This is a genomic window from Arthrobacter alpinus, assembly GCF_900105965.1.
Taxonomy (GTDB): domain Bacteria; phylum Actinomycetota; class Actinomycetes; order Actinomycetales; family Micrococcaceae; genus Specibacter; species Specibacter alpinus.
This window is the reverse complement of sequence record NZ_FNTV01000001.1, coordinates 3,005,786-3,021,026: the sequence shown is the minus strand read 5'-3', so window position 1 is coordinate 3,021,026 and position 15,241 is coordinate 3,005,786. Positions and strand designations below refer to the sequence as shown.

The window sequence follows — 15,241 nt, the reverse complement described above, 5'->3', positions numbered from 1 at the left end:
CTGGGACAAAATTTCTCGGTCTGTTCTGCGCCTGAACTTTTCGTGGCGGGGACCCTGTAGACGACATGCCAACAGCTGTCTGACTGAAAATAAGGCAAGGACGAGCGCGCAGGGGCCATGCAGTTGTTCGGCCGGTGCAAGTCAAGCACGGTTTCGGCAGGGCGTTGCCAGCGGTGGTCGGCGCCTGGGTCGCCGCGCCGGCTGCCCGCGGGTCATGCCTGCGTGAACCAGCCGATGGCCCAGAACATGATGATGCCTATGAAGACGAAGACCGGGATCAGACAGCCGATCATCAACTTGGAGGGCGCGTCGACCTGGAACGACTGATTCGGGTTGGCCGGGTTGAAGGCCACCTCCAAGATCTCTCCAGGCTCAGGCCTGTTCGCGTAGGAGACTTCGGATTCACCGAAGTAGAGGGCGCCCTGCGGGTCGATGAACTGGTACTGGGGCCAGAAACGGACGTTGCGGTTGGTGTTGGCCCCGCCGTTTGTCCAGCCCTGGCGGCTGCCGGTCACGGTGGCCTGGACCTTCGGCCAGCTGGCGATGAGCCGCTCTTGGTACTTGGCTTTCCTTATGGTCTGTGTCAGAGCCGCTATGGCGCCGACGACAAATAGCGCCCAGATGATGTACAGCGCAATCTTCAAAGAGTCTCCCCGGTTAAGTCACTCAACAGTATGTCAGTTGGCCAGGGCGTGCCTGACCGCGGGTGGTTCCAGAAACCAGTAAGCGACAGGCGATGCTCCGGCCTCGCCGGATCGGCGCCAATGGTGTGAACCCTCGGTATCAGGAGGGCGTGAATCTTGCGCGCTACCTAGCGGCCGGGGCCGCTCTTGGTCCGTCCCGGCCCGCTGCTCCCCGTGCCGGTCTACTTCGCCTCAGCGACGCCCTTTGCCCAAGATGACGGCCTTGCTGCGTTCCGTCCCTCCACGAACAATGGAACAGTATCCGGCGTTAGCGGTTCGGGATCTGTCGCTGATCGGGACGGATATTCACGGTAAGGGTTCAGGCCGGGCTGGGACAAGCTTGCTCCGAACGTAGTCAGTCCTGCATGGCTAGCGCTCAGTGGGGCATCTTGTTTCGAGTTGCCGTGCTGACGCTGACGCTGATCAGCGGTCGAGCGATGAAGCTATCGTGCTTAGTGCGGAGACAGATCCGTCCGAAATGGCACGAACATTTTTGGTAATTATCGGTACAGGCCAGTTCCACCAGGCAAGCTCGATGAGCGTTCGGATGTCCTGCTCTGAGTACCTGTGCCTTATGAGCGTGGCCGGGTTTCCTCCAACTATCCCGTAGTCTGGCACGTCCTTGGCAACGACGGCTTCTGTGGAGATTACCGCCCCATGGCCGATGCGTACACCTGGCATGATCGTCGCATTTCCGCCGATCCAGACATCGTTGCCGACTATCGTGTCCCCGCGAGAGGGTAGGTCAGTCACGAGATCACGGTGTTCGCCCCAGGCGCCTCCCATGATGGGAAACGGGTAGGTGGAGACTCCGTTCATTCGGTGGTTGGCACCGTTCATAATGAACGTTACTCCGGAGGCGATGGCGCAGAATCTACCGATTATCAGTTTGTCTGGCCCGTAGTGATGGGTGACGTTTCTGGTTTCAAATTCAGTGGCATGCCGAGGATCGTCGTAGTAGCTGTACTCGCCAACTTCAATCAAGGGGCTCTGAATAAGAGGTTTGAGAAAAACCACGCGGTCCTGTCCTGCGATCGGATGGATTTGCATGGGGTCAGGAGCGTCAACGGAAGACATCACGTTAGTTTAGCCCTATTGAAGGATATGCCCGTCGGGGAGCCTGGAAGATATCGGGTGGGCTCTTTGGCATTCGGACCATCCCGCAAACGGAACTTCCTGCGGACAGGTTTCGCCAGCTGAACCGCAGCCCATGGTGCTAGCCGAACGTGCTCAAGATGGCGTGGGCCGTCCATGGTTGGCCGCCGCTCTTGTCGCTCCACACGACCGAAAGGGCGCACCAAGCGATGACCCATGATCTCACCGTATCGACGTCGAGCCCTGAGTGCTCGCTGACGATCGCAAGTCGTCTGTGGAAATTTGACAACGCCACGTCCGTGGACGGATTGCAGAAAATATTGGCGTAGTCGAACGCCCGATGGCCAAACAATCCTTTGGGGTCAATCGCACGCCAACGCCCGTTGAAGTCGAGAACATTGCCGTGATGGACGTCCCCGTGGAGAACCACATGGGCTTCTGCGGCCGAAGCCTCCAGCAGCCCCTGCGCGATGGTTGCGGCTCGCTCAAGGTTGCCTGCATGAGGCTTTGCAGCATGTGGCTCGATCAGGTCTTGAAACCAAAGCGCCAAGGGCACGAGATCACTGGGAGCAGACGATTTGTCAGGGACGCCGTGCAGGGAGGTGATGGTCTCGCAGAGGATACTAGTAGTCTCATCATCGCGGCCTGCCTGGCACATCGCTGTCAAGGTCCGTCGGCCGGAGGCCAGGTCCATCAGGACGGCCTGGTCGGTGACTTCATGCACGTCCACTGCGGCACAACCGGCCCACCAAGCTAGGACGCGGCCACCGCGGGCCTCTTCGGCAACGCGGGCGACCTTGAGCATGACGTTTCGATCATGCCAGCGACCTGGAACTAGCCAGCTGGAGGGAGTGATGACCATGTCCCCGCGTTGCCCTATGGCCCACCGATCCATGTACGCCGGCACTGTTCCCGCAACCCAATCCATGAACAAGATCGTATCGGGTTGACAGACGGACGGTCTTTCAATCAGTGGTTGCCGGCCTCGATTATCGCGAACACCTGCCTCCGGTATGCCGGACCTTCTGTGGGACGTTCAGTTGCTGAACGGGGCAGTCCATCTGGTACGTCCGGTCCGGATCCAAGGATCCGGAAAACCTTGCGCCTGTAGAGCCGCGGGGCAGGACCATTGGGGACTGTTGTTTGAAGACAGTAGATTTTTGCTTGGGCTGCAGTCATCAGCGCATCAAGGCGTTCTGCGCCGAGGCCGGGGCGTCCGGCCAATGGTTGGGCGACCACTGACAACACGGCGAACGACTCATCGATGAGTTCTGCCGAATCTTTACCCAACAATGCCGCAACTGTTGAGACCGTGGGTCGGACTCGCAATACCAAGTCCACGGGTGTCCGTCGGCGAATTCGATAAGTTCACCATCCTTTAGCGGGCACCCTCCTTGTGTTCGGCGGCGGGACAGGGCTCCGCGGGGTGGGGTACAAATCCGAAGGGACAGTACCCGCAATGCCAGAACCCTCCTCCTGACCCTGGCGACAGATCGAGTAAGGGCCGTGATCCCCCAGGAGGATCACGGCCCTGTCCCTGAGATAGCCGTCGCGTGGGCCGCTGTTACTTGACCAGTGCTGCGGCTTGGTCCATCAGTGCCCCGGCTGATGTGACACCGCTGGCTTCGGCACCTTTGCCGGATGCTGTGACGGAAATGAGGACACCATCCTTGATGGCGTAAGCCATGTAGGTGCTTTGTGCAGCACCACTTGGGGATGTCATGGCTGTCCTGTATGCGATAGTTCCCGGAACCGTGCTGATGCCCGCGAACTTCTCCGTGGTCACGGTCATGGACTGACCAGCCATAGACAGCGTCATGTTCGCACACTGGGCCGCATGGGCGACGTTGGCGTCGAGACTCTGCTGCAGCGCCCCAACATCAACCCCTGAAGTGAGCGTCACCATGGTCATCACCCCAGATTCGTTGTTCACCTCCGCGCCGGCGGCCGAGGTCGAGCCTGCCACCGGCTCCGAAGATCCCAAAGTCTCAAGCTCTTTGCATTCGGCCGGTTCGACGGTGAACATGCTCATGAGCGCCTTCACCGGGTTGGCCTCGGCGAGTTCTTCAGCGGAAGCGGTCGTCAGCTCCGTGCCATTCCCGGGCTTGATTTGCTTGACCATCGCCATGAGCTCGTCATTGCTGTACTGCTTCGCCGCTTTCGGAGTCGGCGTCTCGGAAGCCGTCGACCCAGCCAGCACGGTTGCGTCCCCGGACCCACCACAGCCAGTTAGTGCCATAACTACAAGCGCCGATACCGCGGCGCCATGCATCGCAAACTTCTTCACGTAATTCCCCAATCAGGTCTCAATTCTTGGGTCGAGTGATCCTCAACCGGAATAACACTATCGGCCACCGTGCCGAAGACCACTCGAGTGGGCGTACTTAGCCTGATGCGATCCATCCGCGAGCTGGCAGTTCCTGCTCGTCTGCGGTTACCAAACACAATCCACAGCGTTCCCTTCAGCAGAAACACCAAGCCTGCCGTTGGCCTTCCCTCGGAATCATCCCCGGGTGAGCAATCGCACCGGCATGCCGTCAAGCCATGGCCAACCCAAGCTAGACCTCGACTCAACCACGCCTGGCCCGAGCCGGAATTAACAACAAAGTCCTACACGCTCTAGGCATCGATTGCGCCCGTGGGCCGGTCCGGCACCGGCCGGGTGGATGGCCCAATGTAACAACAGCTACGAGATCAACAAAGCTGTCCGCAGGGGGAAAGTTCACCGGGCATGTCCAGCTCCGGTTCATTGGCCGTGGGCGAAGGTCACACGTTCATACCCCGCGGGCCCATTCGATAATAAGGTCTAGGCCCGTGACAAAGCTCGGGTCTTCCGGACGGTTGAGGAAGGCGTGGAAAGCTCCGGGCAGCACTTGGCGGTCTACTGCGATCCCGGCCGCAGAAAGTTCCTGGGCGAATTGACTGCCAGATGCGCGCATTGAGTCATGATCGGCATCAATCATGAGTGTCTGCGGGAACCCATGCAAAGGGTGTCCACCAGGAAAAGCATCGGATTCGTATAGGGCCGATCGCTTGCCTGCGTAGTGAAGATTCATCAAGTTGAGAGCCGTCGGCGTGTGAAAGAAACGACGCAAGCCACGGAGCCGGCGGCGCAATTCGCGCGACCGGATCGGAAGCCGGGCATGAAAAAGTCCGTAAGCAAAAAAGGCGCCCGCAAGAGCATCAGTCCCATCGCCTGCCAGGCGAAGTACTGCAGCGGCCGACAAACACGCACCGGCGCTTGCGCCGCCCAGAATCACCCCGTTTTGAGCTTCGCGTTGCACTTCCTGAACTACAGCAACGACCTCGTTGACTGGTATCGGGTAGTGAATGGCCGGGGACCGCCGCAATCCGCGTGCAGACCAATGAAATTTCGAGACGGTTGCGAGTTGATATGCAACGGTGATGACGCGAAATCCAGCTGCTGCCAAGGCTAGGGCGACGTCGTGAGATTCCGCTTGATCGAGGTTTCCTTTGGAGAATCCTCCCCGTGGATCCAAACGATCGGTGTGGTGCTGGCGGTTGACGTACTGCGTGGCGGTGAGTAGTTCCGGACGGGGATAGACCCATGAGGGCCATCGACTGAACTGTCGATCCAGTGGACAGCATGCAGAGGCGTTTCGATAGATTTCACGTCTTCCCCGAATGATTGCCCTTGTGTTCTTGAGGATTGGCTTCTGTATTGGTTCCGATGGGCGTATTCGGCAAGTCTAAGGCGGTGGTAGCTGCACTCACCACAGCGGTGAAAGAGCGGAGCGGGGCCATGAGGAATAACGCGCTAACGGCGTTGCTGTGCGCGTTCACCGGTCGCAACTAAACCTATGATCAGTCCACCAAGGAACAGGACTACGCCAAGGCCGCCAATAGCAAAAGGAACCATGAAAGTCGGTGGCGATACACGCAAAGAACCGACTTCATCCAGCCAGGTTCCACTCTGCATGCCGTAGACGAACAGTAAAACCAATACAGCTAACCCAAGCGCAGAGCTAAGCCATCCCCAAATAATTTCTCGCATGATTACGAGTCTTTCACACAAGCGCTCCGACTCCTTGAAGGTAGCTACGAATGTGCAATGACTGGCTCATCACTCACCAAGCGACAGATAAGCGCAGATAGAACGGTACGACGTTTGCTTACCTCCGAAGCTGTCGTACGTCCCCAAAAGGGGTGTCCCGTATAGACGCCGCAAATCTGTCCAGCAAGCCGGTCCCTGACCGGACAAACCCCTCGCTGACCTGTGCTTTTATGTTTCGGCGTGTTCGGGTGTCCCATAAGACCGGTCCGCAAAAATGCCCGGTGAAGGGGCCTTATCCGGGACACAATTCCGGGGCCATTTTGGCGCTCCAGTTTTGCCGACCCGGCTCCATTCGTCCGCTACAAGTGACCCGGCCCTAGCCGCCGGTTTCGCTGAGTTCAAATACTTGGTTCTGCGCCCAATGAAAGCCAGTTGTCTCGAGTTGCTAGCGCGGCTCCATCGGCATCCCCAATACTGGCGAGCTTGATGATCTGTGCGTGCACCGTGACTGAGTGCCTAGCGGCATCGGTGCTGAAGTGTTGGAACTCGCTGCGCCGCAACACCGGCATGGCCTGTTCCAACACCACTGGAATCATGGCGTTTCCCGATGCGTCAACGACCACGGCGTGAAACTGGTCGTCAGCAGCTAAGGCTGCATCGACGTCGTCCGCCTCCAGAGCAGCGGAGAAGTCCGCGTTCGCAACAACCATGGCGGAGAGCTGATCCGGGACCAGCAGCGGTACGGCCAGGCGGGCGGCCAGCTCGTGCATTGCGGCCACCACCTGCCTCGCGTTGGACGTTGCGGCGGGGTCCTCGGGGGCCACGATCGTTGCCCGGCCAGGTTGGGACACAATGAGTCCGGCCCGCTCCAGCCGCAGGAGCGCCTCACGAATGGGGGTTCTGCTGACGCCTAACCAAGCTTCCAGTTCGGGATCGCGCAGCCGTTCACCAGGCGCAAAAGTGCCATCAATGATCGCATCCCTTATGGATTGGTAGACGTCATTGCGCAGCAGGGAGCGTTTGTGGATTCCATGGGGCAGGGGAGTGGGCATGCAACATAGGATATATCGCCGCGGTCAAGGTACGTACCGTCATCGCTAAACCCTTGACAGCATCACTTCATTGGTATGCAATATATTGCATTCGAGTTTTGCTGATCCAAGTCGATAAGGACACCATGGCCCTCTCAGATTTTGAACGTTACCCGCTGACCTTTGGGCCCAGTCCCATCCATGATCTGCCCCGGCTCAGCGCACACTTGGGCGGTGCAAAGATCTGGGCCAAGCGGGAAGACGTCAACAGTGGCCTGGCCTTCGGCGGCAACAAGACCCGCAAGCTTGAATACATTGTCCCGGACGCCATCGCCCAAGGTGCCGACACTTTGGTTTCCATTGGCGGATATCAGTCCAACCACACCCGCCAGGTTGCCGCCGTAGCCGCGAAGCTGGGCATGAAGGCCCGTCTGGTGCAAGAAAACTGGGTCGACTGGCCGGACCCGCTGAGCGACCGCGTGGGCAATATTCAGCTCTCCCGCATTATGGGTGCCGACGTCCGGCTCGACTCAGCTGGCTTCGACATCGGCATCCGCAGCAGCTGGGAACAAGCCATTAAGGAGGTTGAGGACGCCGGAGGCAAACCGTACCCCATCCCGGCAGGAGCCTCCGAGCACCATCTCGGCGGACTTGGCTTCGCCAACTGGGCCTATGAAGTTGAAAAGCAGGAGGAGGAAATGGGCGTCTTCTTCGACACGATCATTGTCTGCACGGTCACCGGCTCAACCCACGCCGGCATGATCGCTGGATTCGCCGGCCAGGACCGCGCCCGCCGCGTGATCGGCATCGACGCCTCCGCAACGATCGAGAAGACCCGCGCACAGGTGGCCCGCATCGCCCGCCACACCGCGGAGCTCATCGGGCTGGGCCGCGAGCTCCGCGACGAGGAAATCGACGTCAGGGAAGGCTGGGCCGGCGACCTCTACGGCATCCCCGTGGAGTCCACGATGGAGGCCATCCGCTTGTCCGGCTCGCTCGAAGGCATGATCATCGACCCCGTCTACGAGGGCAAATCCATGGCCGGCCTCATCGACCTGGTCCGCACCAAAGACATTCCCGCCACGAGCAACGTTCTTTATGCACACCTCGGCGGCCAGCTGGCGCTCAACGCTTACAGCGGTCTGTTCCGCTAATTCCCCTGCCAATCATCGAGGAGGCCGGTCCGGATCGAGTGCACAGTCGACAACTTGTCTTTTCGGAACGGGTCCGGTTACAGCGGCGAAAGAAATGAGGTTCGGCGGAAAGAAATGAATTGCTGCCACTCGTGGCGAAAAACAGCAAGAGGGGGACCGGCGGAGGTGGAATCCGAAACCGGGGCAAATCTGTGTGATTTTGTGTTGAATGCTTGGCTCGGCGTGCGTTAGGGTAATTAATTGTGAGATAGATAACGCAGCCCCCGCCCCCGCGCCGATCGCTCCGCCTTAAAGGTGGATTGCTGGATCGCGCTCTGTACGTCTGCCAATCCACGATTCCTGTTAGAAGGCCGTAGTGCGCTCTTTTCCCTATAAACCCGCTGGAAAGCCCGATCTCCGTTCGCCCGGCCGATACCTCCTGTGGCTCGCCGGTGCGCAGCGCGGAACGCTCCTGCTTGGCGTCACCTATGGCACCATCTGGACCGTATGCCAGGCGTTGACTCCTTATATTCTTGGCAAGGCGATCGATCTGGGCATTCTGCCCGGCGATTTTGCCCGGCTGTCCATGTGGGTTGGGCTGCTTATTGGGTTGACCATTGTCCAATCGGTCTCCGCGACGCTGCGCCACCGCGCCGCCGTGAGCAATTGGCTTCAGGCCGCCTACCGATCCGCCCAAGTGGTGGGCCACAAGGTGACTCGCAGCGGCGATGCGCTCCCGCAAAAGTTCTCCACGGGTGAGGTGGTTTCCACAACCGCCTCCGACGCCATGCGCATTGGCGAGATTTTTGATGTGGCTGCGCGCCTTGCCGGTTCAGTGATTGGCTACCTCCTGGTCGCCTTCTTGGTATTCCAAACGTCGTGGCAACTAGGACTTGTGGTGCTCTTTGGCGTGCCGCTCTGCGGTGCCGGCATGTTGTTTGTGATCCGCCCGCTGCAACGGCGCCAAAAAGAACAGCGCGAGGCTTCCGGCCAGATGACGGCGCTCGGTGCCGACACCGTAGCTGGACTCCGCGTGCTGCGCGGCATCGGCGGCGAGCACATCTTCGTTGAGCGCTACCGGGAACGGTCACGGGCAACTCAGCTAGCCGGCAACAAGGTTGCCTACTCGCTGGCCGATCTGGATGCCACGCAGGTGTTTGTGGTGGGCGTGTTTAGCGTTGCCTTCACCTGGATTGGTGCCATGCAGGCCCTGTCCGGGCAGATCGAAGCCGGTCAGCTCGTTGCGCTCTACGGCTATGCGGTCTTCCTGGTCTCGCCCATCCGTACCGCGTCCGATGCCGTGTCCCGCTTCATCCGCGCCCAGGTTGGTGCCAAGCGCATCATCGATGTTTTGGCGACCCCCTCTGCCGTGCACGACGCCGAGACAACAGTGCCGTCTCCCGCCTCGCCGAGCGCTTTGCTGGACTCGGTCTCGGGTGTGGTGATCACCCCGGGCGGGCTGAGCGCCATCGTCTCGGACGATCCTGCCCAGTCGGCCGATCTTGCCCGCAGGCTTGGACGATTTGAGGACGCCGTGTTGCGCGAGGCCGAGGTGCGTTGGGGTGATGAGGCCCTGCACTTGATGCCGCTGCGCGAGGTGCGCTCACGCATTGTGGTCTCGGATGCGGAACCGCAGCTCTTTACGGGAACGCTCCGTGAGGAACTGGATCCCGCAGGGGATCACAGCGATGCCCAAATCATGGCCGCCATTGACGTGGCGAGCGCGGATGATGTTTTTGATGGTCTGGAAGACGGACTGAATGATGAGGTCACCGAGAAGGGTCGCGGCTTCTCCGGCGGTCAGCGGCAGCGTCTAACCCTTGCGCGGGCCGTATTGACGGACGCGGAGGTCTTGGTTCTGATCGAACCGACCAGTGCCGTTGATGCGCACACCGAATCACGGATCGCCACCGCCTTGCGCCGGGCCCGGAACACGCCGGGCCACACCACGGTGGTGGTCACGGCCAGTCCGCTATTGCTGGGCGCCATGGACACCGTGGCTTTCCTTCAGGACGGGAAGCTGCAGGCTCAGGGCACGCACCGCCACCTGCTGGACACCGTCCCTGACTACCGCAAGGTGGTGATCCGTGGCGAAGGCATGGACGGCCACGCGAGCGAGACCAGCGGCGCTCAGGCCGGCGATGGCACCGGCGCAAGCAACGGCGTCGAACTTTTGGACAACATCACCACGCACGGAGGGGAGAAGTAATGGCTGAAACCAAGCTGCCTGTGGCCAATTCCGCCCAGGTCAAGGCCGAGGGGCTGCGGCTCATGCGCATGCACAAGAAGCCACTCGCCGGCGTGGTGGGACTCTACGTAGTCTCCGCAATTGCCGGGCTGGCCGGGCCATTTTTGCTGGGCAGGCTGGTGGACGCCATCAGTCACGGCACCACGGCCAGCTTCGTGGCAACTGTGGCGCTGAGCCTTGCCGGGTTCGTGATTGTCCAGACCCTGCTGGCCCGGTGGGCACGACGCAAGGGCATGGTGCTCGGGGAGAAGGTCTTTGCCCAGCTGCGCGAGGAATTCATGGAGCAGGTCACCTCGCTGCCACTCTCAACAGTGGAAAAAGCCGGAACCGGTGATCTGGTTTCCCGCACCACAAATGACGTTGACGCGGTCTCACACACCGTGCGTTTTGGTGTGCCGCAGGTGCTGGTTTCCGTGGCGACCATTGCGTTGACGGTGGCAGCCGCCGTGCTGACCAGCCCGCTCGTGGCCGTGGCGCTGCTGATCGGGGTGCCACTTTTGGTGCCCGTGACGCGGTGGTATCTCAAGCGTGCCACCCCCGGCTATTTGGCGGAGCGGGAAAGCTACGCGGGCCTCAACGGCTCCATCACCGAGACCATTGAAGGTGCCCGCACCGTGGATGCGCTCAGCTTGGGGCCCATCAGGCGGAACCGGATTGATGCTGCACTGCGCAACTGTTTTGAGAAGGAAAAATACACGCTGGGCCTGCGCACAGTGCTGTTCCCCGTGGCCGAATTTTCCTTCTGGCTCCCGGTGGCAGGCGTGCTCCTGTGGGGTGGCTGGCTTTCCTCGCAGGATCTGGTGACCACCGGCATGGTGGCAACCGTTGCCCTCTACGCCATGCAACTCATTGATCCCGTGGACACACTCATCATGTGGATCGATGAGATTCAGGTGGGTGCCTCATCGCTGGCCCGCATTGTGGGAATTCGAGACGTCAAGGCTGACCGCACCGCCACAGACGCCGTCCCCAGTGGTGATCTATTGGTGGTGGACAAGGCTCGCTACGCCTACCGCCCCGGGCATGATGTGCTCCACGGGATCGATCTCACGCTCAGGCCAGGGGAGCGGCTCGCCATGGTGGGTCCCTCCGGCGCAGGCAAGTCCACCTTGGGCCGGTTGCTGGCAGGCATTCACGGACCTACCGCCGGCTCGGTCACTGTTGGCGGGGTGCCGCTGGTGGACCGCCCATTGGACGAGCTGCGCGGCGAAGTTGCCCTGGTGACCCAGGAACATCACGTATTTGTGGGCACCCTGGCCGACAACGTCCGCCTCGGCAAGGCCGATGCCAGTGACGCCGAGATCGAAAAGGCCCTGGCCGACGTCGGATCCCTGGCGTGGGTGCGCGCCCTCCCCAAGGGCTTGGCTACGGAAGTGGGCTCAGGTTCGCACACTCTGACACCTGCTCAGGCGCAGGAGTTGGCGCTCGCCCGGCTGGTGCTGGCCGATCCGCACACGCTGGTGCTGGACGAGGCAACATCTTTGATCGATCCGCAGGCTGCCCGCGATCTGGAATTTTCGCTCAGCGCTGTTCTTGAGGGGCGGACCGTGGTGGCCATTGCGCACCGGCTGCACACAGCTCACGACGCCGACCGTGTCGCCGTGGTGGAAAAGGGGCGGATCTCGGAGCTTGGCTCGCACGATGAATTGCTGGCACAGAACGGCTCCTACGCCGCACTGTGGAATTCGTGGCGCCAAGACGCATAGGGGCTAGGAAGTCATCCTGTTGGTCGGCCGGAAAAGCGCGTACCGTTCAAAGCGGGGGACGCGTTGGACCGGCCGGCCCGGTGCGTAACGACTTGGAATCACAAGGAGTTAACCATGCCCGACAAACAACCACACCACCACGAACACAAAAAGGTGGACAAGGGTCACGCCATCAAGGCCAAACGCGCACTGAAGAAGGCGCGAGGCGCGGCCGATGAATCCGCCGATCCCGTCGCCCACATCACGAAGAAGCGATGAGCTAATCCGGAACCGCCCGCTAGCTATATGCGTATGCATGGAATAGTTGGCTGGCGGGTTCCGTTGTGCCAATCATGGAAACAAACTTCAAGAAGCGCATAGGGTTCCTGTCCTTCGGCCACTACGGAACGGGTCGCGGCTCGCAGACCAATACGGCGGCCGATGCCCTGCACCAAGCCATCGATTTGTCCGTTGCGGCTGAGGAACTTGGCATTGACGGCGCCTTCTTCCGCGTCCACCACTTCGCCAGGCAGCAGGCTGCGCCCTTTCCGCTCATGGCCGCCATCGCGGCGCGCACCAGCCGAATCGAGATCGGCACTGGCGTGATCGACATGCGCTACGAAAACCCCCTCTATATGGCTGAGCAGGCTGCAGCCACGGACCTGATCGCCGATGGCCGGCTGCAGATCGGCGTAAGCCGTGGTTCACCCGAACCTGCCGCCAACGGTGCGGCCGATTTTGGCTACCACCCGCTCGACGGTGAAACGGCGGCTGACATGGCCCGCCGGCACACAGCCGCCTTCCGGCACGCGATTTCCGGCGCCGGCGTGGCTGAACCCGGCGAGCACGCGTACATGGGCGGGGAGCGTCTGCTGCGCATCGAACCCCAAGCTCCCGGCCTGTCCGAACGTATTTGGTGGGGTGCGGGGTCCCGCGCAACCGCAGTTTGGGCTGCGCAGCAGGGGATGAACTTGATGAGTTCAACCCTGCTGACCGAGGACACCGGCGTGCCGTTCGACCAGCTCCAGGCCGAACAAATTCAGTTGTTCCGCGATGAGTGGGCCAAGGCCGGTCACGCGTTCACTCCGCGGGTTTCGGTCAGTCGCAGTGTCATCCCCGTGGTCGACGACACGGACCGCATGTACTTTGGTTTGCGCGCCCAAGCCGATAGCAAGGACCAGGTGGGCATGATTGACGGCCTGCTCTCGCGCTTCGGCAAGAGCTACATGGGAGACCCCGCAGATATTGCTCGCGACCTCGCCGCCGACGCCGCCGTCCAGGCCGCGGACACGCTCATGCTCACGGTGCCCAACCAGCTCGGAGTTGCCTACAACACGAAGATGCTGGCCAACATTGCCGAGCACATCGCCCCCGCCATCGGATGGGAGCCAGCCACCGCATAAGGTCCCGATTCGGGCCAAGCCGGGTGCCGGCGTCGTACTTAAACGTGCGACGCCGGCACCCGGCTTTGCGCCTCATTCGCGCCTTCCGGAGGGCTGGGGAATGCAACGGCGGCCACGGTGGTAAAATCGGCATAGCAACCCCCTAATTTTTTAGCGATACCGGTCAGCTACTGGCCGAAAGAATCGCAACAAACGGCGGCGCAACATCGCCAGCCTGACGCCCACAACACCATAAAGTCTGGAATCCATGAGAAGAACAGCTCGCCAAACCCCTCCCGCCCTCGCCGACGGTGCCATGCGCATCGTGGCCCTCGGTGGTTTGGGCGAAATTGGCCGAAACATGACCGTCTTCGAGTTCGCAGGAAAGCTGCTGATTGTTGACTGCGGCGTGCTGTTCCCAGAGGAGCACCACCCCGGCGTTGACGTCATCATCCCCGATTTCTCTTACCTGAAGAACCGCTGGCAGGACGTTGTTGGCCTGGTGCTGACTCACGGCCACGAGGACCACATTGGCGGTGTCCCGTACCTGCTCAAGCACCGCGGCGACATTCCCGTGATCTCCGCAAAGCTGACCCTTGCGTTCCTGAAGACCAAACTTGATGAACACCGCATTAAGGGCAAGCTGGTCCAGGTCAAGGAAGGCGACCGCCGCAAGTTCGGCCCGTTCGACGTCGAATTCCTTGCCGTTAACCACTCCATCCCGGACGGCCTGGCTGTCGCCATCCGTACGCCCGCCGGCCTCGTGCTGGAAACCGGCGACTTCAAGATGGACCAGTTCCCGCTGGACAAGCGCATCACCGACCTGGCCGGCTTTGCCCGTCTGGGTGAGGAAGGCGTGGACTTGTTCCTGCCTGACTCCACCAACGCCGAGGTTCCGGGCTTCCTGGCAGCCGAGGCTGACCTGATCCCGGCCATCGACCAGGTCATGCGCACAGCCCCGCGCCGTGTTGTTGTCTCCAGCTTCGCGAGCCACGTGCACCGCATCCAGCAGATCATCGACTCTGCCCACAAGTACAACCGCAAGATCGCCTTCGTTGGCCGCTCCATGGTCCGCAACATGACCACGGCGCGCGAACTTGGCTACCTGAAGATTCCGCGCGGCATGCTCGTTGACGCCAAGGAACTTGAGCGCATGGCCCCCAACAAGGCCGTTCTGATTTGCACCGGTTCACAGGGTGAGCCCATGGCTGCCTTGGCGCGTATGGCCAGTGGCGATCACCAGATCAACCTGACCGAGGGCGACACCGTCCTGTTGGCCAGCTCGCTGGTTCCCGGCAACGAGTCCTCGATCTACCGCCTCATCAACGACCTCACCAAGCAGGGTGCCAACGTTGTCCACAAGGGCAATGCCAAGGTGCACGTCTCCGGTCACGCCAGTGCCGGCGAATTGGTGTACTGCTACAACTTGGTTCGCCCGAAGAACGTCATGCCCGTGCACGGTGAATACCGTCACCTGAAGGCCAACGCCGAGCTGGCTGTCCGCACCGGTGTTGACCCGAAGAATGCGTTCATCCTTGAAGACGGCACCACGATCGACCTCAAGGACGGCGTTGTCAAGGTATCCGGTAGCGTTCCGGCTGCTTACGTCTACGTTGAGAACATGATTCCGGGTGCGGCCACCGAGGAGTCCCTGCAGGATCGTATTCGTTTGGCCGAAGACGGTGCGGTCACCGTTCTGCTGATCGTTGATCCCGACAGCGGCAAGATCGAAGAAGACCCGGAGTACTTCGCCGTGGGCTTCAACCTCGCCGAGAAGGACACCGACAAGGCCACCGTCATCGTTGAGAAGACCATTGCTTCTCTCCGCGGCGAGAAGACGGGCCACGGCGCCGAGAAGGCCATCGCCGAGGCACTGCTGCGTTGGTCGGACCGCGCACTGCGCCGCAAGCCGGTCTACACGGTCATCATCGTCGAGGCATAAGTCACCAGCTTTTCGCTCGGCCCACGT

14 protein-coding genes are annotated in these 15,241 nt (G+C 61.0%); 6 read left to right on the top strand and 8 right to left on the bottom strand.

The genetic code is table 11. The annotated features are described in order from the left end of the window. Nucleotides 1-212: 212 nt before the first annotated feature. The 8 genes from BLV41_RS13805 to BLV41_RS13775 form a co-directional block, all read right to left on the bottom strand. Nucleotides 213-644, bottom strand: a complete 432-nt coding sequence (locus tag BLV41_RS13805; protein ID WP_074712152.1) for a DUF3592 domain-containing protein — start codon at nucleotides 642-644, stop codon at nucleotides 213-215. A gap of 462 nt (nucleotides 645-1,106) precedes the next feature. Beyond that, the gene (locus tag BLV41_RS22805; protein WP_083360782.1) at nucleotides 1,107-1,760 is read right to left on the bottom strand and encodes a CatB-related O-acetyltransferase; all 654 of its coding nucleotides are present in this window, start codon (nucleotides 1,758-1,760) and stop codon (nucleotides 1,107-1,109) included. A 139-nt stretch (nucleotides 1,761-1,899) separates the two neighbouring features. Beyond that, on the bottom strand, nucleotides 1,900-2,706 hold the full coding sequence (locus BLV41_RS13795; protein WP_074713322.1) for an aminoglycoside phosphotransferase family protein: 807 nt from the start codon (nucleotides 2,704-2,706) through the stop codon (nucleotides 1,900-1,902). A gap of 41 nt (nucleotides 2,707-2,747) precedes the next feature. After that, nucleotides 2,748-3,119: a hypothetical protein gene (locus tag BLV41_RS13790; protein ID WP_074712150.1), complete on the bottom strand. Its 372-nt coding sequence runs from the start codon at nucleotides 3,117-3,119 to the stop codon at nucleotides 2,748-2,750. 223 nt (nucleotides 3,120-3,342) lie between these two features. Continuing rightward, nucleotides 3,343-4,065, bottom strand: a complete 723-nt coding sequence (locus BLV41_RS13785) for a hypothetical protein (RefSeq protein WP_139244332.1) — start codon at nucleotides 4,063-4,065, stop codon at nucleotides 3,343-3,345. A gap of 487 nt (nucleotides 4,066-4,552) precedes the next feature. Beyond that, nucleotides 4,553-5,128: an alpha/beta hydrolase gene (locus BLV41_RS22120; RefSeq protein ID WP_170835478.1), complete on the bottom strand. Its 576-nt coding sequence runs from the start codon at nucleotides 5,126-5,128 to the stop codon at nucleotides 4,553-4,555. A gap of 428 nt (nucleotides 5,129-5,556) precedes the next feature. Next, nucleotides 5,557-5,793 carry a hypothetical protein gene (locus BLV41_RS21715; protein WP_139244331.1) on the bottom strand — a complete coding sequence of 79 codons (237 nt, stop codon included), beginning with the start codon at nucleotides 5,791-5,793 and terminating at the stop codon, nucleotides 5,557-5,559. A gap of 398 nt (nucleotides 5,794-6,191) precedes the next feature. Beyond that, nucleotides 6,192-6,845, bottom strand: a complete 654-nt coding sequence (locus BLV41_RS13775; RefSeq protein ID WP_074712148.1) for a GntR family transcriptional regulator — start codon at nucleotides 6,843-6,845, stop codon at nucleotides 6,192-6,194. A gap of 125 nt (nucleotides 6,846-6,970) precedes the next feature. On the opposite strand from BLV41_RS13775, the gene BLV41_RS13770 reads away from it, so the two are divergent. From BLV41_RS13770 to BLV41_RS13750, 6 genes are all read left to right on the top strand, one after another. Continuing rightward, nucleotides 6,971-7,978: a 1-aminocyclopropane-1-carboxylate deaminase gene (locus BLV41_RS13770; RefSeq protein WP_074712146.1), complete on the top strand. Its 1,008-nt coding sequence runs from the start codon at nucleotides 6,971-6,973 to the stop codon at nucleotides 7,976-7,978. 355 nt (nucleotides 7,979-8,333) lie between these two features. Continuing rightward, on the top strand, nucleotides 8,334-10,166 hold the full coding sequence (locus tag BLV41_RS13765) for an ABC transporter ATP-binding protein (protein ID WP_074712144.1): 1,833 nt from the start codon (nucleotides 8,334-8,336) through the stop codon (nucleotides 10,164-10,166). Continuing rightward, nucleotides 10,166-11,911 carry an ABC transporter ATP-binding protein gene (locus tag BLV41_RS13760; RefSeq protein ID WP_074712143.1) on the top strand — a complete coding sequence of 582 codons (1,746 nt, stop codon included), beginning with the start codon at nucleotides 10,166-10,168 and terminating at the stop codon, nucleotides 11,909-11,911. The genes BLV41_RS13765 and BLV41_RS13760 overlap by 1 nt, the downstream gene beginning before the upstream one ends. A gap of 114 nt (nucleotides 11,912-12,025) precedes the next feature. Beyond that, nucleotides 12,026-12,169, top strand: a complete 144-nt coding sequence (locus BLV41_RS22115; RefSeq protein WP_170835477.1) for a hypothetical protein — start codon at nucleotides 12,026-12,028, stop codon at nucleotides 12,167-12,169. Nucleotides 12,170-12,243: 74 nt separating this feature from the next. Beyond that, nucleotides 12,244-13,293, top strand: a complete 1,050-nt coding sequence (locus BLV41_RS13755) for an LLM class flavin-dependent oxidoreductase (RefSeq protein WP_074712141.1) — start codon at nucleotides 12,244-12,246, stop codon at nucleotides 13,291-13,293. A gap of 247 nt (nucleotides 13,294-13,540) precedes the next feature. Beyond that, entirely contained in the window at nucleotides 13,541-15,214 is a 1,674-nt protein-coding gene (locus BLV41_RS13750; RefSeq protein ID WP_044573465.1) for a ribonuclease J, read from the top strand. Nucleotides 15,215-15,241: the final 27 nt, after the last annotated feature.